Consider the following 20,580-nt stretch of genomic DNA (forward strand, 5'->3'; position numbering starts at 1 on the left):
CCGAGTTTGGTCTCTGCGTCACCCTTTGGCGAAGCGCGCCTGACGTGCCAAGCTGCTCGACATGGTCATCGAGATCGCCCGCCCCAAACTCGAAGGAAACGTCGCCGTCGGCGAGGACCGCCAGATCGGCTTCGCTGAGTTCGGCGATCCGCAGGGCCGGGCCGTCTTTTGGCTGCACGGCACCCCAGGCGCCCGCCGCCAGATTCCCACCGAAGCCCGTCTCTACGCCGAGAACCACAAGATCCGGCTGATCGGGCTGGACCGCCCCGGGATCGGCTCCTCGACGCCCCACCGCTACGAGAACATCCGGGCCTTCGCCGACGACCTGCGGACCATCGCGGACACGCTCGGCATCGACAAGATGGCCGTCATCGGCCTGTCCGGCGGCGGTCCCTACGCACTCGCGTCGGCCGCGGTGCTCTCCGATCGGGTCGTTGCCTGCGGCGTGCTCGGCGGCGTCGCGCCTTTCCTCGGCGACGAAGGCATCACCAGCGGCCTGATGAACCTGGGCAAACGGGTGGCACCCCTGCTGCGGTTGGGCGGTGACCCGCTGCGGATCGGCGCGAGCCTGGTGGTCCGGGCCATCCGTCCGGTCGCGAATCCCGCGCTGTATCTATATGCCGCGATATCGCCCGAGGGCGACCGGCGCCTGCTGACCCGGCCGGAGTTCGGCGCCATGTTCCTCGACGACCTGCTCAACGGCAGCCGCAAACAGCTGGCGGCCCCGTTCAACGACATCATCCTGTTCACCCAGGACTGGGGATTCCGGCTCGACGAGGTCAAGGTTCCGGTGCGCTGGTGGCACGGCGACAGCGACCACATCGTGCCGTTCGCCCATGGCCAGCACGTCGTGTCCCTGCTGCCCGACTGCGAGCTGATCGTGCTCCCGGGCGAAAGCCACCTCGGCGGCCTCGGCCGCGGCGAGGAGATCCTGTCCACCCTGATGAAGATCTGGGACGAGAAAGGCTGACCTTCCGCGGCGCCGGGTAGCCTGCTGACGTGCTGCTGGCGTCCCTGAATCCTTCGGTCCTCACCGCCACCGATGTCGCCGACGCGGTACGCATCGACGGCACCGTGCTCAGCCGCAGCGACCTGGCCGGCGCCGCGACGTCGGTGGCCGAACGGGTGGGCGGCGCGGGCCGCTTCGCCATCCTGGCCGCCCCGACCGCCGCGACGGTGCTGGCCGTCACCGGGTGCCTGATCGCCGGGGTGCCCTTCGTCCCGGTGCCCGCCGACGTCGGCGCGGCCGAACGCCGGCACATGCTCACCGACTCCGGAGTAAAAGCCTGGCTCGGACCGGCGCCGGACGAGCCGGAGGGGCTGCCGCACATCCCGGTGCGGTTGCACGCCCGCTCCTGGCACCGCTACGCCGAGCCGTCGCCCGACGCCACCGCGATGATCATCTATACCTCGGGGACCACCGGGCTGCCCAAAGGCGTGGTGCTGAGCCGACGGGCGATCGCCGTCGACCTCGACGCCCTCGCGGAAGCCTGGCAGTGGACGGCCGACGACGTCTTGGTACACGGCTTGCCGCTCTTTCACGTGCACGGCCTGGTGCTGGGCCTGCTCGGCTCGCTGCGGATCGGGAACCGCTTCGTCCACACCGGCAAGCCGACGCCGGCGGGCTACGCGCAGGCCGGGACCGAGCACGGGGGCACGCTGTTTTTCGGGGTGCCCACGGTGTGGTCGCGGGTGGTGGACGACGAGGCGGCCGCCCGGGCGCTGCGCCCGGCGCGGCTCCTGGTCTCCGGCAGCGCGCCGCTGCCGGTTCCGGTGTTCGACCGGCTGGCCGGGATCACCGGACACCAGCCCATCGAACGCTACGGTGCGTCGGAATCGCTGATCACGCTGTCCACCCGGGCCGACGGCGAGCGGCGCCCGGGGTGGGTGGGCCTGCCGCTCACCGGCGTGCAGACCCGGGTGCTCGCCGACGACGGCGGGCTGGTGCCGCATGACGGCGAGACCGTCGGGAAGCTGCACGTGCGCGGGCCGATGATGTTCGACGGCTACCTGAACCGGCCGGACGCCACCGCCGAGGCGTTCGACGCCGACGGCTGGTACCGCACCGGCGACGTCGCGGTGATCGACGCCGACGGGATGCACCGCATCGTCGGGCGCGAGTCGGTCGACCTGATCAAGTCCGGCGGTTACCGCATCGGTGCGGGCGAGATCGAAACGGTGCTGCTCGGGCACCCGGGCGTCCAGGAGGCGGCGGTGGTCGGGATGCCCGATGCGGACCTGGGTCAGCGCATCGTCGCGTTCGTCGTCGGATCGGCCGACGGCGACGCCCTGATCGACTATGTCGCCCAGGAGCTTTCGGTGCACAAGCGGCCGCGCGAGGTGCGCATCGTGGACGCGCTGCCGCGCAACGCCATGGGCAAGGTGCTCAAAAAGCAGCTGCTGACCGACGGCTGAGCGGCCGCCCAACCGGGTGGCACCCGGTCAGCCGGTCGCCGAGACACGCAGCAATTTGCCAGCTCCAGCGCCGAGCGTGGCCGCGAAGCTTCACCTACCGTCGTAACCGTGCATCGACGTAACCGGGCGGCGAAAGGCCGCCATGGGTGACCCCGCTCGGCCCGTGGGCACCTCCGTGCCCACCCCCATGCGGCGGATCGCGATGGCCTGCCTGGTGGGCTCGGCCATCGAGTTCTACGACTTCCTGATCTACGGGACCGCGGCGGCGCTGGTGTTTCCCGCGGTCTTCTTTCCGCACCTGGGCCCGACGGTGGCCACCATCGCCTCGATGGCGACGTTCGCGACGGCGTTCCTGTCCCGCCCGATGGGGGCGGCCGTCTTCGGCTACTTCGGCGATCGGCTGGGCCGCAAAAAAACGCTCGTCGCCACCCTGCTGATCATGGGCGGATCGACGGTCAGCGTGGGCCTGGTCCCCGACACGGCGTCGATCGGGATCGCGGCGCCGCTGATCCTCATCGTCCTGCGGCTGCTGCAAGGCTTCGCCGTCGGCGGCGAATGGGCAGGGTCCGTCCTGCTCAGCGCCGAATACGCGCCGCCCGGCAAACGCGGCTGGTACGGCATGTTCACCTCGCTGGGCGGCGGCACTGCGGGCATCCTCGCCAGCCTGACCTTCCTCGCCGTCAGCCTCACCGTGGGCGAGAGCAGCCCCGCGTTCCTGGACTGGGGATGGCGGGTGCCCTTCCTGATCAGCAGCGGGCTGATCGCCATCGCCCTCTATGTGCGGCTCAACATCGACGAGACCCCGCTGTTCGTGGAGGAGAAGGCCCGCAACGAGGTGCCCAAAGCGCCGCTGGCAGAGCTGGTGCGCTTGCAGCGGCGGGAGATCGTGCTGGTGGCGGGCTGCTTCCTGGGCGGCATGGGCTTCGTCTACCTGGGCAACACTTTCCTGGTCATGTACGCCTACTCCCACCTGGGCTACTCGCGCAGCTTCATCTGGGGCGTCGGCGCCCTGGGCGGGCTGACCAGCATCGCGTTCGTCTCGTTCGGGGCGTGGCTGTCCGACCGCGTCGGGCGTCGCCGGGTGATGCTGTGCGGGCTGGCGGCGTGCCTGCCGTGGGCGTTCGTGGTCATCCCGCTGATGGACACCGGCAATCCGGTCATGTACGTGGTCGCCGTCCTCGGCATGTTCGCCTGCGCGGCGGTGGCCAACGGCCCCACGGGAGCCTTCGTTCCCGAGCTGTTCGCCACGCGCTACCGCTACAGCGGCGCGGCGGTGGCGATGAACCTGGCCGGCATCCTCGGCGCCGCGGTGCCGCCGCTGCTGGCGGGCACCCTGCTGGCGACCTACGGCAGCTGGGCGATCGGGCTGATGATGGCGACCCTCGTGGTGGCCAGTTTCGTGTCCGTCTCGCTGCTGCCCGAGACCAGGGGGACCGCGCTGCGGACCGTCGCGGTCGACGAGCGGGTCCCCGCCGACCTATAGGCGCGCCCTCAGTTGGCGTGCAGGTCCTCGTTGAGGGCGATGCCCTGCCCGCCGCGGGCCACCACTTCCACCGCCCCGCTCACCGAATTGCGGCGGAACAACAGGTTGTTGCCGCCGGACAGCTCCAGGGCCTTCAGCGTCTTGCCTTCGGGCGTAATGACTTTGGTGCCCGCCGTGACATACAGGCCCGCCTCGACGACGCAGTCGTCCCCCAGCGAGATGCCCAGGCCCGCGTTGGCGCCGAGCAGGCAGCGCTTGCCGATCGAAATCACCTCGGTGCCACCGCCGGACAGCGTGCCCATGATCGAGGCGCCACCGCCGATGTCGGAGCCGTCGCCCACCACCACGCCGGCGGAGATGCGTCCCTCCACCATCGACGCCCCCAGCGTGCCGGCGTTGTAGTTGACGAAGCCCTCGTGCATCACCGTCGTGCCCGGGGCCAGGTGGGCGCCCAGCCGCACCCGGTCGGCGTCGGCGATGCGCACCCCGGTCGGCAGAACGTAATCGACCATGCGGGGGAACTTGTCCACGCCATAGACCGTCACCGGTCCGTGGCGCCGCAGCCGCGCCCGGACGGCCTCGAAACCCTCGACGGCGCACGGCCCCCGATTAGTCCAGACGACATTGGTCAATACCCCGAATAAGCCGCCGGCGTTCAGCCCATGCGGCGCCACCAGCCGGTGCGAGAGCAGATGCAATCGCAGGTAGGCGTCGTAGGCGTCGGCGGCCACGTCGTCCAGTGAGCCGATGACCGTGCGCACGGCGACGGTCTCGGTGCCGCGGTCGTCGTCGCGGCCGATCAGCGCGGTCAGCTCCGGGGGGACGTCGGACAGCGCCAGCCGCGATGTCGCGCCGGTGCCCGATTCGGTCAGTTCCGGTGCGGGAAACCACGTGTCGAGGATCGATCCGTCGGCGGCCAGCGTTGCCAGCCCGATACCTGCAGCTCCAGTCACGGCGGTCAGGTTACTTCCTGGGCCCGGCCCGGATCCGCGCGCCCTGCGGCGCAATCGGCCAAGCGCGCCGCGCGAAAGCCAAAGGCCAACGCGGGCAACGCAATTCGGCAGGCCAGGGCCGGTGGTATGGGTCCGTGGACGTCCGGCTTGGCCAGTCGTAGCAGGTCAAGGCGTGAATTTCACCGTTTCGGGTACGCAGCTTCCGGGGTCCGGGGGTCGTTTTTCTGACCTCGTCGCAGGTCCCTTCGTCGCCGGTCCGTTGTGGCCGCCTGATTGCCCGAGGAGAAGAACATGTCCTTTGTCACCACCCGGCCCGAGGCGCTGCTGTTCGCGGCGAGCACCCTCGAAGGCCTCGGCTCTTCGATGGCCGCCCAGGACGCCGCGGCCGCGGCGCCCACCACGAGCATCGCTCCCGCGGCCGCCGACGAGGTGTCCGCGTTGCAGGCCGCGCAATTCTCGGCCTACGGCGCGTGGTACCAGCAGGTCAGCGCCCAGGCGAAGGCGATTCACCAGACACTGGTGAACAACCTGAACAGCAACGCCGGTTCGTATGGAACGACGGAAGCCGCGAACAAGGTCACCACCAGCGCCGCGGCGTTGCCCGCCGCCGCGCCGGCCGCCGCAGCCGCCGACCCGCCGCCCGGGGACGCCGCCCTCGGCACCACCATCGAGTGGGGGCAGAACGTCGGCGCCGCCGCGTCGGACTTCATCACCTTGGGCGAGGGGCAATTCGCTCCCGTCCCCGGCGCGGCCGGGATCCCGAATTTGTCGGGTGATGTCGGTGCGGCAACCCCGGCGAGCGCGCCCGTCCCCGCCACTCCCGCGGGCGTGGGTGCGGCGCCGGTACTGGCGAGCGTCGGTCGGGGTCCCTCGATCGGTGCGCTGTCGGTGCCGCCCAGTTGGGCGACAAGCGGTGTGCCCGCGATGAATCCCACCGCCGCGACGCTGACGGGGGCGGGCTTCACCAGCGCCGCACCCCACAACGCGTCGATGACCACCATCCCGGGTGGCCTGCCGTCGATGGCCACCACCGGGCGCGGGGGCTACGGCCTGGGCGCACCCCGCTACGGCGTCAAGCCCGTCGTGATGCCCACACCTGCCGTCTAGCACCCACTTAAAAGCTGAGAAGAGGAGTCCCGCAATGACTTTCGATTTCGGAGCACTGCCCCCAGAGGTCAACTCCCTACGCATGTACACCGGCGCTGGAGCCGCGCCGATGATGGCCGCCGCGACGGCGTTCAGCGCCCTGGCTGACGAACTGAGCACCAACGCCACGGCCACCCAGTCGGCCATTTCGAATCTGACCGGCGAGGAGTGGATGGGTCCGTCCTCGGCCGCGATGGCCACCGCCGCCGCGCCGTACGTGATGTGGATGCACACCACCGCGGCCCAGTTGCAACAGGCGGCCTCTCAGGCCATCGCATCGGCGGCCGCCTACGAGGCTGCCTTTGCGATGACGGTGCCGCCGCCACTGGTCGCGGCCAACAGGGCCCAGCTCGCGTCCCTGGTCGCGACGAACGTCCTGGGCCAGAACACCGCGGCCATCGCGGCCACCGAGGCGCAGTACGCCGAGATGTGGGCCCAGGACGCCGCGGCGATGTATGGCTACGCCGCGTCGTCCGCCGCCGCGGCCCGGCTGAGCCCGTTGACATCACCGGCGCCCACCAACAGCCCGGGCGGGCTGGGCGTGCAGACGGCGGCCACGGCCGCGCAGACGAGTGGGCTCCGCGGGGTCGTCTCCAACGTGCCCAACGCCGTGCAGTCGTTCGCCGCGCCGGCCGCCGCGCCCGCCGCATTGCCGGGGGCGAGCGCGGTGGGGACCGCGCTGGACAGCGTGCTCGGCGACCCCGTCGTATCCAACGTCGGCAACGCGGGTTTCGACGTCGTGTCCTGGAATGTGTTCAACACCATCGTGTCCAACATCCTGTACAACCACACCCTGGACGTCGCGGCCGCCGGCAGCGTGGCCGGCAGTGTGGGAGGCGCGGCCGGCGGTGGCGCTTTGGTGGCCGCGGCGGCACCGGTCAGCACCGCGGGCGGGGGCGCCGCCCCGGTGCTGGCGAGCGTGGGCTCGGCGGCCCCGGTCGGCGGATTGTCGACGCCCGCAGCGTGGTCGGCCGCCACCCCCCGGGTCCCCGCCGCGACCGTCGCGGGCACGGGGTGGACCGCACCCGTCGAAGACCCGCACACCACCTGGGCGTCCGGCATGCCGGCGGTCGCCTCCGCGGGGCGGGGCGGCGGCTATGGCATGGGCCCGCGCTACGGCGTCAAACCCAAGGTGATGCCCACGCGGTTGCTCGTCTAGCCCGCCGCGCTTCCGCGGTTCGCCGACATTGGTGACTCGCTACATCGATCGCGGCGACCCGCTGCTCCCGGCTCCGCCGCGCTTGCGATCGCCACTATCGTTGGACCGTGCTCGACTTACGCGGAGACCCGATCGCGCTGACCGCTGCGCTGGTCGACATCCCGAGCGAATCGAGGGACGAAGCGCGGCTGGCCGACGAGGTCGAGGCCGCGCTGCGCGCCCAGACCGCCGGGTTCGAGATCGTTCGCAACGGCAACGCCGTGCTGGCACGCACCAACCACGGGCGGCCGTCGCGGGTCCTGCTGGCCGGACACCTGGACACCGTGCCGGTGGCCGGAAACCTGCCCAGCCGCCGCGAGGGCGACGACCTGTACGGCTGCGGCACGGCGGACATGAAATCGGGGGACGCGGTCTTTCTGCATCTCGCCGCCACCGTCGCCGACCCCGTGCACGATCTGACGCTGGTGATGTACGACTGCGAGGAAATCGACGCCGCGGCAAACGGATTGGGCCGCATCGAACGCGAGCTGCCGGACTGGCTGGCCGCCGACGTGGCAATTCTGGGCGAGCCCACGGGAGGCTACATCGAGGCCGGCTGCCAGGGCACCCTGCGCGTGGTGGTCAGCGCCAGCGGTATCCGTGCGCATTCGGCGCGATCCTGGTTGGGCGACAACGCGATTCACAAGCTCGGCGCCGTGCTGGAGCGGCTGGCCGCGTACCAGGCGCGCAGCGTCGACATCGACGGCTGCGTCTACCGTGAGGGTCTGTCGGCCGTGCGGATCGACGGCGGCGTGGCGGGCAACGTCATTCCCGACGCGGCCGCGGTGACGGTCAACTTCCGTTTCGCCCCCGACCGGTCGCTGCCCGAGGCGCTGCAGCACGTGCACGACGTGCTCGCCGGGCTCGACGTGCACATCGAACAGACCGACGCGGCGGCCGGCGCGCTGCCCGGGCTGTCCCAGCCCGCCGCCAAGGCCCTGGTCGAGGCGGCCGGCGGCAACGTCCGGGCCAAGTACGGCTGGACCGACGTGGCACGGTTCGCCGCGCTGGGCATACCGGCGGTCAACTTCGGGCCGGGTGATCCCAATCTGGCGCACAAGCGCGACGAGCGGGTCACGGTCGCCAACATCACCGCCGCCGTGGACGTGCTGCGCGGTTACCTGAGCGGCTAAGCGGGCCCGGCCCCGCACCGCTGCGCCTGCGCGGCGGCGTCGGCGGCGGCCGCGTGCATGCCGATCGAGGTCAGCTCGTCCGACACCGCCCGCAGGCCCGCGTCACCGCCGGCGGCCAGCGCGCGGGCATGGGTCAGCGCGATTCTGCCTGCGACGCAGTCGATCTCGGCGCACAGCCGGGCCAAAGGATCGGCGGCCCGGGTGTCGCCCAGCCGTACGGCCTCGTGCCAGACGCGCACCGCCACGCCCCGCTGGCCGCCGCGTTCGGCCATCCGGGCGGCGTCGCGCGCGGCGGCCACCGCGCCGTGTGGGTCGCGCACCAAGGCCAGCCGCCACGCCCGCGCCACCCCGAGCTCGGGCGCGAACAGCGCCGACTTGGTTCCGTGCCGGGATTCGGCCCTGCTCAACGCCTTTGCCGCGGCGGCGGTGTCGCCCTGCTGGGCCAGCGCGGTGGCCAGCAGCGTCAGCGACAGCGGCCCCCACGAGTATCCGGTGCGCTCCAGGGTGGCGGCCGCCGGAGCCAATAATGCTGCCGCAGAGGCGAATTCGCCGCCGGCGATCAGCACATGCGCCAGCAGCACCTCGCCGATGGCGCGGCCCGGCTGTTGCAGTTCGGCGAAGTCGGTGAACTGCTGCGCGAGCCGGCGGGCTTGGTCGGGGTGGCCGGCCATCAGCAGCGCGGTGGTCTGACCCAGCCCGATGGTGAAGCGCAGCAGCCCGGGGTGTTCGGCGGCCAGGGCGCGCTGCGCGAGCGGCTCGACGTCATCGAAGCGGCCTTCGCGCGCCGCGCACAATGCGCCGGCGCTGGCCGCCCAGGCCACCGCCTGGTCGTCGGCCGCCGGCGATGCCAGGACGTCGCCGGCGACCTTGACCGCGTGCCCGACGTTGCCCGCGTTCATCGCGAAGGTCGCGCTGAGCGCGTCCAGGGTGGTTCGCGGGCCGGTATCGGTGACCCGATTGCGCACGGTGCGCAGGAACGCGGTGGCGCGCTCGGGTTCGCTGAGCATCCAGAACTGGTTCGCCGCCCGCAGCAGCGCCCAGTCCATCAACGCCGCTTCGGTCAACGCGGTGGAGTCGACGTCGGCCAGCACCGAATCGGCCTCCCGGCCGCGGCCCTGCCACGCCAGGGCGTGCGCCAGGGCGAGCCGCGCCGCCAACCCACCGGAGCGCTGCAGCGCCGACCGGGCCAGCCGTTCGCCCAGCGGCAGGTCGCCCAGCCGCAGCGCCTGCTGGGCGGCGGCGACGACGTCGGCGACCCGCGGGGGAGTGTCGCTGTCCAGCGCCAGCGACACCAGCCGCAACCGGTCACTGAGGTGCTCGGACGGCCGCCGCGACAGCAGCCGGACCAGGTCGGTGCGCCGTTGCCGGGCGTCTTCGGGGTCGAGCGCGGCCCGCGTCCGCTCCGCGAACAGCGGGTGGGCGGTATAGACGACCGGGTCGTCCGACGACCCGCCGCGCGTCCGGGTCTCCGCGGCGCCCCACGTCACCGCCTCGGCCACCGCGCCGTCGCCGGCCAGCGCGGTCAGGTCGGCGACCGAGAGCGGCTCCGCGACGGCGAGATACTCGAGCACCGATCGCGCCGCCGGGGGGAGCTCGGCGAGGAACGTGGTGATCTCCGCCGGCGCGGCCGCCCCGCCGGGCGGCTCGACGTCGATCCGGGTGAGCAGGCCGTCGCGCCACAGCGCCGCGATCGCCTCGGGGGCGGAGTCGGCTTGCGCGGTGACGATGAGCCGTCCCGCGCCGTCGCGCGCCAGCTGATAGACCAGCGTGGCCGACAGCACGTCCAGGTGCTGGGCATCGTCGACGATCAGCAGGAGGTCGTCTCCGCCCAGCGATGCCCGGGCGGCCCGCAACAGCGCGGCCGGCTTGCCGAGTTCGGCGATCTCCACCAGATGGCTGAACGCCCCGAACGGGACGGCGCGTTCGGTCGGGGTGCCGGTGACCCAGCGGACGAGCGTGTTCGGGTGCCGGCCGGCGAACCGCTCCGCGGCCACCCGGGCCAGGGTGGATTTGCCGACGCCGTCGGGTCCCAGCACCACCGCCCCGCGGGCCCCCTCGGCCAACGACGCATCCAGCCGCTCTGAGGCCGTCGCATGTTGGGGGACGTTCCATCGAATCGGCACTGCCGAATTTTATGGTGCGAGGGCTAGGCGGCAGGGCGAAAGCCCCAGATATGACGGGCCGTATGGGCTTGGTCTACCTTTGGCAAATATGCCCGGCCAACGCGATTCGTCCAGCGAGTGGTCGGTGTGTGTGTACTGCGCATCCGGACCGGAGCATCCCGAATTGCTCGGAGTCGCTGCGGAACTCGGCGAGGCGATCGCCGAGCGCGGTTGGACGCTGGTGTGGGGTGGGGGCCGGGTGTCGGCGATGGGCGCGGTGGCGAGCGCGGCGCGCGCCCGCGGTGGCCGGACCGTCGGCATCATTCCCAAGGTCCTGATGCGCCGCGAGGTCGCCGACGCGGACGCCGACGAGCTGATCGTCAGCGACACCATGCACGAGCGCAAGCAGCTCATGGAGGACCGCGCCGACGCGTTCATCGCGCTGCCGGGTGGCATCGGGACCCTCGACGAGTTGCTTGACGCATGGACGACCGCCTTCCTCGGTCTGCACGAGAAACCCATCGTGTTGCTGGATCCCTTCGGTCACTACGAAGGGCTGTGGACCTGGTTGTGCGGACTGCTGGACAGCGGTTACATCTCCCAGGCGGCGATGGACCGGTTGGTGCTGGTCGACAAGGTGAGTGCGGCGCTGGAAGCGTGCGCACCCGGCTGAGGCCGCCGACGGGTTTGCCACCCCTACTAGGCTGTCCGCCGAGCTTGACTTTGGAAACGAATCGAGGGGATCACGTGTCCGATCGTGACGGGGGAGCGCGCACGGCGGTCAAACTGACCGACATCGCATTTCGGGCGCCGGCCGTGCTGGCCGACCTGCCCGTGATCGCGCGCGGCGCGATGACCGGGCTGCTGGCTCAGCCGGGCTCCAAGAAATCGATCGGCACGGTGTTCCAGGAGCGGGCCGCCCGCTACGGCGACCGCATCTTCCTGCGCATGGGCGATCAGCAACTGACCTACCGCGACGCCAACGCGGCCGCCAACCGGTACGCCGCCGTGCTGGCCGCGCGCGGCGTCGGCCAGGGCGACGTCGTCGCCATCATGCTGCGCAACTCGCCCAACACCGTGCTGGCCATGCTGGCCGCGGTCAAGTGCGGCGCGGTCGCCGGCATGCTCAACTACCACCAGCGCGGCGAGGTGCTCGCGCACAGCCTCGGACTGCTCGACGCCAAGGTGCTCATCGCCGAGGCCGATCTGGTCAGCGCCGTGGCCGAGTGCGGCGGCTCGGGCAGCACCGAGACGCTGACCGTCGAGGACCTGGAGCGGTTCGCGGTGAGCGCGCCGGCCACCAACCCCGCCTCGGCGTCGGCCGTGCACGCCAGGGACACCGCGTTCTACATCTTCACCTCGGGCACAACGGGATTCCCGAAGGCCAGCGTCATGACGCACCTGCGCTGGCTCAAGGCGCTCGCGGCGTTCGGCGGGATCGGGTTGCGGCTCAAGAGCTCCGACACGCTCTACTGCTGCCTGCCGCTGTACCACAACAACGCGCTGACGGTGGCGCTGTCGTCGGTGATCAACTCGGGGGCGACGCTGGCGCTGGGCAAGTCGTTCTCGGCGTCGAAGTTCTGGGACGAGGCGATCGCCAACGATGCCACCGCGTTCATCTACATCGGCGAGGTGTGCCGGTACCTGCTCAACCAGCCGGCCAAGCCGACCGACCGCGCACACAAGGTGCGGCTGATCGCCGGAAACGGGTTGCGCCCGGAGATCTGGGACGAGTTCACCACGCGATTCGGCATCGCCCGGGTCTGCGAGTTCTACGCCTCCAGCGAAGGCAACGCCGCATTCATCAACGTCTTCAACGTGCCCCGCTCCACCGGCGTCTTCCCGATGCCGCTGGCCTACGTCGAGTACGACCCGGACACCGGCGCCCCGCTGCGCGACGACAACGGGCGGGTCCGTCGGGTTCCGGCCGGCGAGCCCGGGTTGTTGCTCAGCCCGGTCAACCGGCTGCAGCCCTTCGACGGCTACACCGACCAGGAGTCGAGCGAAATGAAGTTGGTGCGCAACGCCTTTCGCGAGGGCGACTGCTGGTTCAACACCGGCGACGTGATGAGCCCGCAAGGCATGGGCCACGCCGCGTTCGTCGACCGGCTCGGCGACACCTTCCGGTGGAAGGGCGAGAACGTCGCCACCACGCAGGTCGAGGCGGCGCTGGCGTCCGACGACTCCGTCGAGGACTGCACGGTCTTCGGGGTCGAGGTGCCCCGCACCGGCGGCCGCGCCGGCATGGCCGCGGTCAAACTGCGCGACGGCGCCGAATTCGACGGGCAGTCGCTGGCCCGCTCCGTGTACGACCAGCTGCCCGTCTATGCGCTGCCGCTGTTCGTGCGGGTGGTGGAGTCCATCGAGCAGACCACGACGTTCAAGAGCCGCAAGGTGGAGCTGCGCGATCAGGCCTACGGCTCGGACGTGGAGGACCCGCTGTACGTGCTGGCCGGGCGCGACGAGGGCTACGTGCCGTACTACGACGAGTACCCCGGCGAGGTGGCCGAGGGCAAACGACCCTAACCGCCGAATGTGCGGCTGGCCGCACATTCGGCGTCCACTGTGCGGCTGGCCGCACATTCGAGCGTCGGGTTCACCGTCGGCGGTCCCCGGGCCGCGCCCGCGGCGGCGACCGGGCACCATGTACGTGTGCAGTCAACTTGGTGCGGCCGCCCGGTCGCGGGCGATCGTGCGCTGATCATGGCCATCATCAACCGCACCCCGGACTCGTTCTATGACAGGGGCGCGACCTTCAGCGACGAGGCCGCCAGGGCGGCCGTGCACCAAGCCGTCGCCGACGGCGCCGATGTCATCGACGTCGGCGGCGTCAAGGCCGGCCCCGGTCAAGAGGTCGATGCCGACACCGAGATCGCCCGGCTGGTGCCGTTCATCGAATGGCTGCGCGACGCCTATCCGGACCAGCTGATCAGCGCCGATACCTGGCGCTCGGAGGTCGCCAAGGTGGCCTGCGCGGCCGGCGCGGACCTGATCAACGACACCTGGGGCGGCATCGACCCGGCGCTACCGGAGGTGGCCGCGGAGTTCGGGGCGGGTTTGGTGTGTTCGCACACCGGCAACGCGCTGCCGCGCACGCGCCCCTTCCGGGTGAACTACGGCACCACCACCCGGGGCGTGGTCGACGACGTCATCGCCCAGGTCACCGCGGCCGCCGAGCGTGCGGTGGCCTGCGGGGTGGCCCGCGACCGGGTGCTGATCGACCCCACCCACGACTTCGGCAAGAACACCTTCCACGGGCTGCTGTTGTTGCGGCACGTGGGCGATCTTGTTAACACCGGATGGCCCGTGCTCATGGCTTTGAGCAACAAGGACTTCGTCGGGGAGACTCTGGGTGTGGAACTGACCGAGCGGCTCGAGGGAACGCTGGCCGCCACCGCGCTGGCGGCCGCCGCGGGTGCGCGCATGTTCCGCGTGCACCAGGTCGCGGCCACCCGCCGGGTGCTGGAAATGGTGGCCTCGATCCAGGGCACCCGCCCGCCTGCGCGCACGGTGAGGGGGCTGGCATGACCGCGTCGGACCTGTTCGCCGGTGATCTCGCCAAGCACAGGGCGCTCGCCGCCCGGCCCGGAGACGTGTGGCTGGCCAACGACACGCGCAACCGTCCGGGCTGGACGATCGCCGAACTCGAAGCGGCGAAGGCCGGGCGGACCATCTCGGTGGTGCTGCCGGCCCTCAACGAGGAAGAAACCATCGAGTCGGTGATCGAAAGCATCTCGCCGCTGGTCGATGGGCTGGTCGACGAGCTGATCGTGCTGGATTCGGGCTCCACCGACGACACCGAGATCCGCGCCGTCGCCGCGGGAGCCCGCGTCGTCAGCCGCGAGCAGGCCCTGCCCGAGGTGCCGATACGTCCCGGAAAGGGCGAGGCGTTGTGGCGCTCGCTGGCGGCCACCAGCGGCGACATCGTGGTGTTCGTCGACTCCGACCTGATCGACCCGCACCCCATGTTCGTGCCGTGGCTGGTCGGCCCGATGCTCACCGGCGACGGCATTCACCTGGTCAAAAGCTTCTACCGACGACCCCTGCGGGGCAGCGAGCTCAGCGACGTCGGCGACGTGGGCGGCGACGTCAGCGCCACCGGCGGCGGGCGCGTCACGGAGCTGGTGGCCCGGCCGTTGCTTGCGGCGCTGCGTCCGGAGCTGGGCTGCGTGGTGCAGCCGCTGGGCGGCGAGTACGCGGCCAGCCGCGAGCTGCTGACCTCGCTGCCGTTCGCGCCGGGCTACGGCGTCGAGATCGGCCTGCTGGTGGACACCTTCGACCGGCTGGGGCTCGACGCGATCGCCCAGGTCAACCTCGGGGTGCGCGCGCACCGCAACCGGCCGCTGGCCGAGCTGGGCGTGATGAGCCGCCAGATCATCGCGACCCTGCTGTCGCGCTGCGGCATCTCGGACTCCGGCATCGGGCTGACCCAATTCGTCGCCGACGGCCCCGAGGGCTCCGACTTTCAGGGCTACACCCAGCGCACCTCGCCGGTGTCGCTGGCGGACCGGCCGCCGATGCAGGTGCTCAGGCCCCGGTAGGTCCCGCGGTCACGCTGAACGTCGCCGTGTCGGTGGCATAGGGCAATATCGATCACGTGGCGTTGGTGTTGCTGTACCTGGTGGTCCTGGTGCTGGTGGCGATCGTCCTGTTCGGCGCGGCCAGCCTGTTGTTCGGTCGCGGCGAGCAGCTGCCGCCCCTGCCCCGGGGGACGACGGCCACGGTGCTGCCGGCGTTCGGGGTGACCGGCTCCGACGTCGACGCCGTCAAGTTCACCCAGGTCCTGCGCGGTTACAAGACCAGCGAGGTGGACTGGGTGCTGGATCGGCTCGCGCGCGAGCTCGAGGCGCTGCGCGGCCAACTGGCCGCCGTGCACGCCGCGCCGGCCGCCGGGCAGGAGGCCGAGGGCGAACCCGGGGAACCAGACGACGGCGAGGATCGTCAGGACTCATTGTGAGTGAAGACGAGCTGGTTCGCTGCAGCTGGGCGACCGTGCGACCGGGGCCCGATTTCGAGCTCTATCGCGACTACCACGACCGCGAATGGGGCCAGCCGGTGCGCGACGGGGTCGCGTTGTTCGAGCGGATGAGTCTGGAGGCCTTTCAAAGTGGCCTGTCATGGCTGATCATCCTTCGGAAACGGGAGAATTTCCGGCGTGCGTTCGCCCGGTTCGACATCGCCGAGGTCGCCGAATACACCGAGGCCGACGTGCAGCGGCTGATGGCGGATCAGGGAATCGTGCGCAACCGCGCCAAGATTGAGTCGACGATCGCCAACGCCCGGGCCGCCGCTGAACTGGGAACTCCGGCGGACCTGGCGGACCTGCTGTGGTCGTTTGCGCCGTCGCCGCGGTCCCGGCCGGCCGACCCGTCCCAAATCCCCTCGGCCACTGACGAATCGAAGGCCATGGCCCGCGAACTCAAACGGCGCGGCTTCCGTTTCGTCGGCCCGACCACCGCCTATGCGCTGATGCAGGCGACCGGCATGGTCGACGACCATATTGACGGTTGCTGGGTGCCCGCCACCGCCCGCTGAACACACACTTGTGGGTCTTTGTACAAGTGATGACCTGGATAGGGAACAATGGAGGGGTGATAAGGCAGTTCGATGCCGGGCATGGCTTGAAGTTCGCTGGCGGGGCATGCTCGGTGCCGACCAGGTCCGCACGGGCGGGCCAGCTCGAATCTGGAGGGAGCACTCGATGGCGGCGATGAAGCCCCGGACCGGAGACGGTCCTCTGGAAGCAACGAAGGAGGGGCGCGGCATCGTGATGCGGGTACCACTTGAGGGAGGCGGTCGACTTGTCGTCGAGCTGACGCCCGACGAAGCGGCTGCCCTCGGTGACGAACTCAAGGGCGTCACGAGCTCCAGCTAGGGCTTGCCGCCGAACGGATGTCGGCGGCGTTACGCACACACCTTCCGATAGATCTCCAGGGTCTGCTCGGCGACGTGGGCCCAGGAGAACTCTTCGACGCAGCGCTGGCGTCCCGCCTTGCCGTAGCGCTGCGCCTTGTCTGGGTCGGCGATCAACGCGTTGACCGCTTCGGCCAATCCGGTCTGATAGCCCTGCGCGTCGTCGGCGTCGTAATGCACCAGCGTCCCGGTGATCCCGTCGGCAACCACCTCCGGGATGCCGCCGACATCGGACGCCACCACCGCCGCCGAGCAGGCCATCGCCTCCAAATTCACGATGCCCAACGGCTCGTACACCGACGGGCATACGAAAACCGATGCCGCCGAAAGGATTTCGCGTAACTCCCCGATGGGCAGCATTTCCCGGATCCAGAAGACCCCGGTGCGGCTGCGCGACAGCGCGGCCACGGCGTCGCGGATCTCCTCGGCGATCTCCGGGGTGTCGGGCGCGCCGGCGCACAACACCACCTGCGCCTCCGGGCTGAACCGGTGGCCGGCGGCCACCAGGTGCGCCAGCCCCTTCTGCCGCGTGATCCGGCCCACGAACACCACGATGGGCCGGGACGGATCGACGCCGAGTTCGGTCAGCATCGATCCGCTTTGCACCGGCCCCGCCGGGTACCAGACGTCGGTGTCGACGCCGTTGCGGATGACGTGCACGGCGCTGGGATCCAGTGTGGGATAGACACGCAGGACGTCCTCCCGCATCGCGGAGCTGACCGCGATGACGGCGTCCGCCGCCAGCACGGCGGTCTGCTCGATCCAGCTCGAGATCCGGTAGCCCCCACCGAGTTGCTCGGCCTTCCACGGGCGCCGCGGTTCGAGCGAGTGCGCGGTCAAGACGTGCGGGACGCCGTAGAGCAGTGCGGCCAGATGCCCGGCCATGCCGGTGTACCAGGTGTGTGAATGCACCACGTCGGCCTCCGACGCCGCGTTCGCCATCATCAGGTCGGCCGACAGGGTCGACATCGCCGCGTTGGCGCCCTGGAGCCGCGGGTCGGGCTCATGCACGTGGGCGCCCGGGCGCGGTGCGCCCATGCAATGCACGTCGACCGCGCACAACCGGCGCAGCTGGGCGACGAGCTCGGTGACGTGTACCCCCGCCCCGCCGTAGACCTCCGGCGGGTACTCCCGCGTCATCATCGCCACCCGCATACCCCGAACCGTAGTTCGGCGACGGGGCTCGCCGCGAGTCGGGTTCGCCACAGCGCGGCGCCATCTTCGCGGCGTGCGCGGCCAAATACCTTGACGGACAGCCCCACAGAACGTCGCCAATCACCCCTTCCCCCTGGCAGCCCTTCGCAACGGCCGATAGGTTTGACAGCATGAGGGAAGCGCCACACGTGCTGGGCATCGTCCTGGCCGGCGGTGAGGGCAAGCGGCTGTATCCGCTGACCGCGGACCGCGCCAAGCCCGCGGTTCCTTTCGGGGGCGCCTACCGACTGATCGACTTCGTCCTGTCCAACCTCGTCAATGCGCGGTATCTGCGCATCTGCGTTCTCACCCAGTACAAGTCGCATTCACTGGACCGTCATATTTCGCAGAACTGGCGGTTGTCCGGCCTGGCCGGTGAGTACATCACCCCGGTGCCCGCCCAGCAGCGGCTCGGCCCGCGCTGGTATACCGGCTCGGCCGACGCGATTTACCAGTCGCTCAACCTGATCTATGACGAAGACCCCGACTACATCGTGGTTTTCGGTGCCGACCACGTGTACCGGATGGACCCCGAGCAGATGGTCCGGTTCCACATCGACAGCGGCGCGGGCGCGACGGTGGCCGGCATCCGGGTGCCCCGCAGCGAAGCCACCGCGTTCGGCTGCATCGACTCCGACGAGTCGGGCCGCATCCGCCAGTTCGTGGAGAAGCCACTGGATCCGCCGGGCACCCCGGACGACCCCGAGCAGACGTTCGTGTCGATGGGCAACTACATCTTCACCACCAAGGTGCTCATCGACGCGATCCGTGCGGACGCCGACGACGACCATTCCGATCACGACATGGGCGGCGACATCATCCCGCGACTGGTCGACGACGGGATGGCCGCCGTGTACGACTTCAGCGACAACGAGGTGCCCGGCGCCACCGATCGTGACCGCGCCTACTGGCGCGACGTCGGAACGCTGGACGCTTTCTACGACGCCCACATGGACCTGGTGTCGGTGCATCCGGTGTTCAACCTGTACAACAAGCGCTGGCCGATCCGCGGCGAGTCGGAGAACCTGGCGCCGGCCAAGTTCGTCAACGGCGGTTCCGCGCAGGAGTCGGTGGTAGGCGCGGGCAGCATCATCTCGGCGGCCTCGGTGCGCAACTCGGTGCTCTCGTCCAACGTGGTGGTCGACGACGGCGCGATTGTGGAGGGCAGCGTGATCATGCCCGGCGCCCGCGTCGGCCGCGGCGCCGTGGTGCGCCACGCGATCCTGGACAAGAACGTCGTCGTCGGGCCGGGCGAGATGGTGGGCGTGGATCTGGAAAAGGACCGCGAGCGCTTCGCGATCAGCGCCGGCGGTGTCGTCGCCGTGGGCAAGGGCGTCTGGATCTAGCCCGGGATCTCCGGAATCAGCAGGTGGGCCTCGCGCTGCGGTCCCCAGTGCAGCGTGACGCGGCCGCGCGGCGAGCCCTGGTACCACGCCGGAAACTGGCCGGTGAGTGGGTTTCTCGGGGACAGCCAGCGCGCGGCGACCACCAGCCGCAGCTGGTCGCCGGCGCGGAACAGCGTCGCCGACGGGCCCAGCTCCACCTCGACCGCGGCCACCTCGCCGGCCGACAGCGGCCGCGGATCGACGCCCGTGATGACGGGTTCGGCCGGCCGGGACAGTTCGGGGTCCAGGGTGCGCAGCGCAATTCGCTGCCATCCGCTGGTCACCCGGTCGCGGCCGTAACCGTAGGACCCCTCGAAGCCGACGAACCGCCCGTCGCGCCACTTCTCCACACCGACGAACAGGTTCGCGTCGTCGCAGCCGCTCAGCTCGACCCACAGCCGGGCCACCATCGGGCCGGTCAGCTCGACGTCCTCGGTGACGGTCCAGGCGAAAGATGCCGCACCGGAACGTGTTCCGAACGCGATGCGGCCGGGCGTCGCGGGCTGTTCGGCCGTCAGCGCGCCGGCATCGCCCAAATACAGTGGGCGCCAACGCGTGCGGGCCAGCGGCCATTCGGCCTCTTCGCGCACCGCGGTGACGGTGTCGCGGTCCTCGCGCACTTCCAGGCGCACACTGCGCGAGGCCGTAGCGCCGCCCAGCACGTCGCGGAAGAACTTCAGCTGCTCGGCGCGCGCCGCGTCGGAGTAGAAGGTCGTCCACTTGCCGCCGCGGTGCGTGTAGAGCCGGGCGTGGTCGGAGCCGCCGTGCACGAATGCCCGCATCGAACCGCGGCTGTGCAGGTTGTTGTCCGAGAAGCTGCCGCAGACCAGCATGGGGACCTTGATCGCCGACAGGTCGGGCGCCAGCGAGCGCCAGAACTCGTCGCGCTGCGGGTGGTCTTCCTGCATCCGCGCAAGGTCGTAGCTCTGCCGGGTGTCTCGACTGAGGTTGCGCGACCACAACCGGCTGAAGCCGATCTCGTGAACGCCGCCGGGAAACATCAGGTCGCGGTAGGCGTCGGTGAACCCTTCCCACGGGCAGATCGCCCGCAACGCCGGCGGCGCCAGGGCGGCCACGGCGTACTGGCTGATCGCCAGGTAGGACACCCCGAGCATGACCACGTTCCCGTCGCTCCACGGTTGTTCGGCGATCCACTGCACCAGGTCGTAGGTGTCCTCGGCTTCCTGGCGGGACAACAGGTTCCCGGTGCCGTCCGAATGGCCGCAGCCACGCGAGTCGGCGTTCACCACGACGAAGCCCTGCGCGGTCCACCATGCTGGGTCCGGTGCCTCCCAGCCGGTCAGGGTGGAAAAGGCCACCGGTTGCGGCTGGCGTATCACGCGGTACTGCACCGAAAACGTCGTCTTGTTGCCGCGCCGGGTCGGCAAGTTGTCCTTGCCGTACGGGTGGATGCTCAGGATGACCGGCCGGGGTGCTTCGGCCCCTTCGTGAAAGACGTTGGCCCGCAATACCGTTCCGTCCCGCGTGGTGACGGCCACGTCACGCTCGACCTGCAGATCCGCGGGCGGGTCGGTGACCGTGACGGGCGGCTTGGCGACCCCGCGAATCCTGGTCAACGCATACCGCAGCGCGCCGGGGCGCCGCCACGGGCGGTCCAGCGCCGGTGGCCGATGGTGCGCCACGTCAATACCCTAAGC

At 70.6% G+C, this 20,580-nt stretch carries 18 protein-coding genes; 14 read left to right on the forward strand and 4 right to left on the reverse strand.

Going from position 1 to position 20,580, the window contains the following annotated elements:
- The first annotated feature begins 61 nt into the window (after positions 1–61).
- From A5732_RS24280 to A5732_RS24290, 3 genes are all read left to right on the forward strand, one after another.
- Positions 62–970, forward strand: coding sequence for an alpha/beta fold hydrolase (locus A5732_RS24280; RefSeq protein ID WP_076056042.1), 909 nt, complete (start codon positions 62–64; stop codon positions 968–970).
- Positions 971–999: 29 nt separating this feature from the next.
- Positions 1,000–2,415, forward strand: coding sequence for an acyl-CoA synthetase (locus A5732_RS24285; protein ID WP_076103518.1), 1,416 nt, complete (start codon positions 1,000–1,002; stop codon positions 2,413–2,415).
- Between the two features lie 187 nt (positions 2,416–2,602).
- Positions 2,603–3,898 (forward strand): MFS transporter, encoded by a 1,296-nt coding sequence (locus A5732_RS24290; RefSeq protein ID WP_076103636.1) that lies wholly within the window; start codon positions 2,603–2,605, stop codon positions 3,896–3,898.
- Between the two features lie 8 nt (positions 3,899–3,906).
- Here A5732_RS24290 and dapD read toward each other — a convergent pair whose 3' ends face one another.
- On the reverse strand, positions 3,907–4,860 hold the full coding sequence (dapD, locus tag A5732_RS24295) for a 2,3,4,5-tetrahydropyridine-2,6-dicarboxylate N-succinyltransferase (protein WP_142254577.1): 954 nt from the start codon (positions 4,858–4,860) through the stop codon (positions 3,907–3,909).
- A 282-nt stretch (positions 4,861–5,142) separates the two neighbouring features.
- Here dapD and A5732_RS24300 point away from each other — a divergent pair, with 282 nt between their 5' ends.
- From A5732_RS24300 to dapE, 3 genes are all read left to right on the forward strand, one after another.
- The gene (locus tag A5732_RS24300; RefSeq protein WP_076103637.1) at positions 5,143–5,958 is read left to right on the forward strand and encodes a PPE family protein, SVP subgroup; all 816 of its coding nucleotides are present in this window, start codon (positions 5,143–5,145) and stop codon (positions 5,956–5,958) included.
- 34 nt (positions 5,959–5,992) lie between these two features.
- On the forward strand, positions 5,993–7,156 hold the full coding sequence (locus A5732_RS24305) for a PPE family protein (protein ID WP_076103520.1): 1,164 nt from the start codon (positions 5,993–5,995) through the stop codon (positions 7,154–7,156).
- Positions 7,157–7,263: 107 nt separating this feature from the next.
- Complete coding sequence (gene dapE, locus A5732_RS24310; protein WP_076103521.1) at positions 7,264–8,328, forward strand: succinyl-diaminopimelate desuccinylase; 1,065 nt, start codon at positions 7,264–7,266, stop codon at positions 8,326–8,328.
- Here the strand turns inward: dapE and A5732_RS24315 are convergent.
- Positions 8,325–10,451, reverse strand: coding sequence for an AAA family ATPase (locus tag A5732_RS24315; protein ID WP_076103522.1), 2,127 nt, complete (start codon positions 10,449–10,451; stop codon positions 8,325–8,327). The genes dapE and A5732_RS24315 overlap by 4 nt on opposite strands.
- An 88-nt stretch (positions 10,452–10,539) precedes the next feature.
- Between A5732_RS24315 and A5732_RS24320 the strand changes: the two genes are divergently transcribed.
- From A5732_RS24320 to A5732_RS24350, 7 genes are all read left to right on the forward strand, one after another.
- Positions 10,540–11,103, forward strand: coding sequence for a TIGR00730 family Rossman fold protein (locus tag A5732_RS24320; protein WP_076103523.1), 564 nt, complete (start codon positions 10,540–10,542; stop codon positions 11,101–11,103).
- 74 nt (positions 11,104–11,177) lie between these two features.
- Positions 11,178–12,956 carry a long-chain-acyl-CoA synthetase FadD6 gene (fadD6, locus tag A5732_RS24325; RefSeq protein ID WP_076103524.1) on the forward strand — a complete coding sequence of 593 codons (1,779 nt, stop codon included), beginning with the start codon at positions 11,178–11,180 and terminating at the stop codon, positions 12,954–12,956.
- A gap of 177 nt (positions 12,957–13,133) precedes the next feature.
- Positions 13,134–13,958 (forward strand): dihydropteroate synthase, encoded by an 825-nt coding sequence (gene folP / locus A5732_RS24330; RefSeq protein ID WP_139334785.1) that lies wholly within the window; start codon positions 13,134–13,136, stop codon positions 13,956–13,958.
- On the forward strand, positions 13,955–14,971 hold the full coding sequence (locus A5732_RS24335; RefSeq protein ID WP_076056055.1) for a glucosyl-3-phosphoglycerate synthase: 1,017 nt from the start codon (positions 13,955–13,957) through the stop codon (positions 14,969–14,971). The genes folP and A5732_RS24335 overlap by 4 nt, the downstream gene beginning before the upstream one ends.
- Before the next feature lie 56 nt (positions 14,972–15,027).
- Positions 15,028–15,387: a DivIVA domain-containing protein gene (locus tag A5732_RS24340; RefSeq protein WP_076056057.1), complete on the forward strand. Its 360-nt coding sequence runs from the start codon at positions 15,028–15,030 to the stop codon at positions 15,385–15,387.
- Positions 15,384–15,965 (forward strand): DNA-3-methyladenine glycosylase I, encoded by a 582-nt coding sequence (locus A5732_RS24345; RefSeq protein WP_076056059.1) that lies wholly within the window; start codon positions 15,384–15,386, stop codon positions 15,963–15,965. Before A5732_RS24340 ends, A5732_RS24345 begins: the two co-directional genes overlap by 4 nt.
- Positions 15,966–16,131: 166 nt before the next feature.
- Positions 16,132–16,305, forward strand: a complete 174-nt coding sequence (locus A5732_RS24350) for a DUF3117 domain-containing protein (RefSeq protein ID WP_003878471.1) — start codon at positions 16,132–16,134, stop codon at positions 16,303–16,305.
- Between the two features lie 29 nt (positions 16,306–16,334).
- Here A5732_RS24350 and glgA read toward each other — a convergent pair whose 3' ends face one another.
- Positions 16,335–17,498: a glycogen synthase gene (glgA, locus tag A5732_RS24355; protein WP_076103525.1), complete on the reverse strand. Its 1,164-nt coding sequence runs from the start codon at positions 17,496–17,498 to the stop codon at positions 16,335–16,337.
- A 170-nt stretch (positions 17,499–17,668) separates the two neighbouring features.
- On the opposite strand from glgA, the gene glgC reads away from it, so the two are divergent.
- Positions 17,669–18,883 (forward strand): glucose-1-phosphate adenylyltransferase, encoded by a 1,215-nt coding sequence (glgC, locus tag A5732_RS24360; protein WP_076103526.1) that lies wholly within the window; start codon positions 17,669–17,671, stop codon positions 18,881–18,883.
- On the opposite strand, the gene A5732_RS24365 is transcribed toward glgC, so the two are convergent.
- Positions 18,880–20,565, reverse strand: coding sequence for a CocE/NonD family hydrolase (locus A5732_RS24365; protein ID WP_076103527.1), 1,686 nt, complete (start codon positions 20,563–20,565; stop codon positions 18,880–18,882). The genes glgC and A5732_RS24365 overlap by 4 nt on opposite strands.
- Between the last annotated feature and the right edge of the window lie 15 nt (positions 20,566–20,580).

This window comes from Mycobacterium colombiense (genome assembly GCF_001953985.1).
Lineage (GTDB): Bacteria > Actinomycetota > Actinomycetes > Mycobacteriales > Mycobacteriaceae > Mycobacterium > Mycobacterium colombiense_B.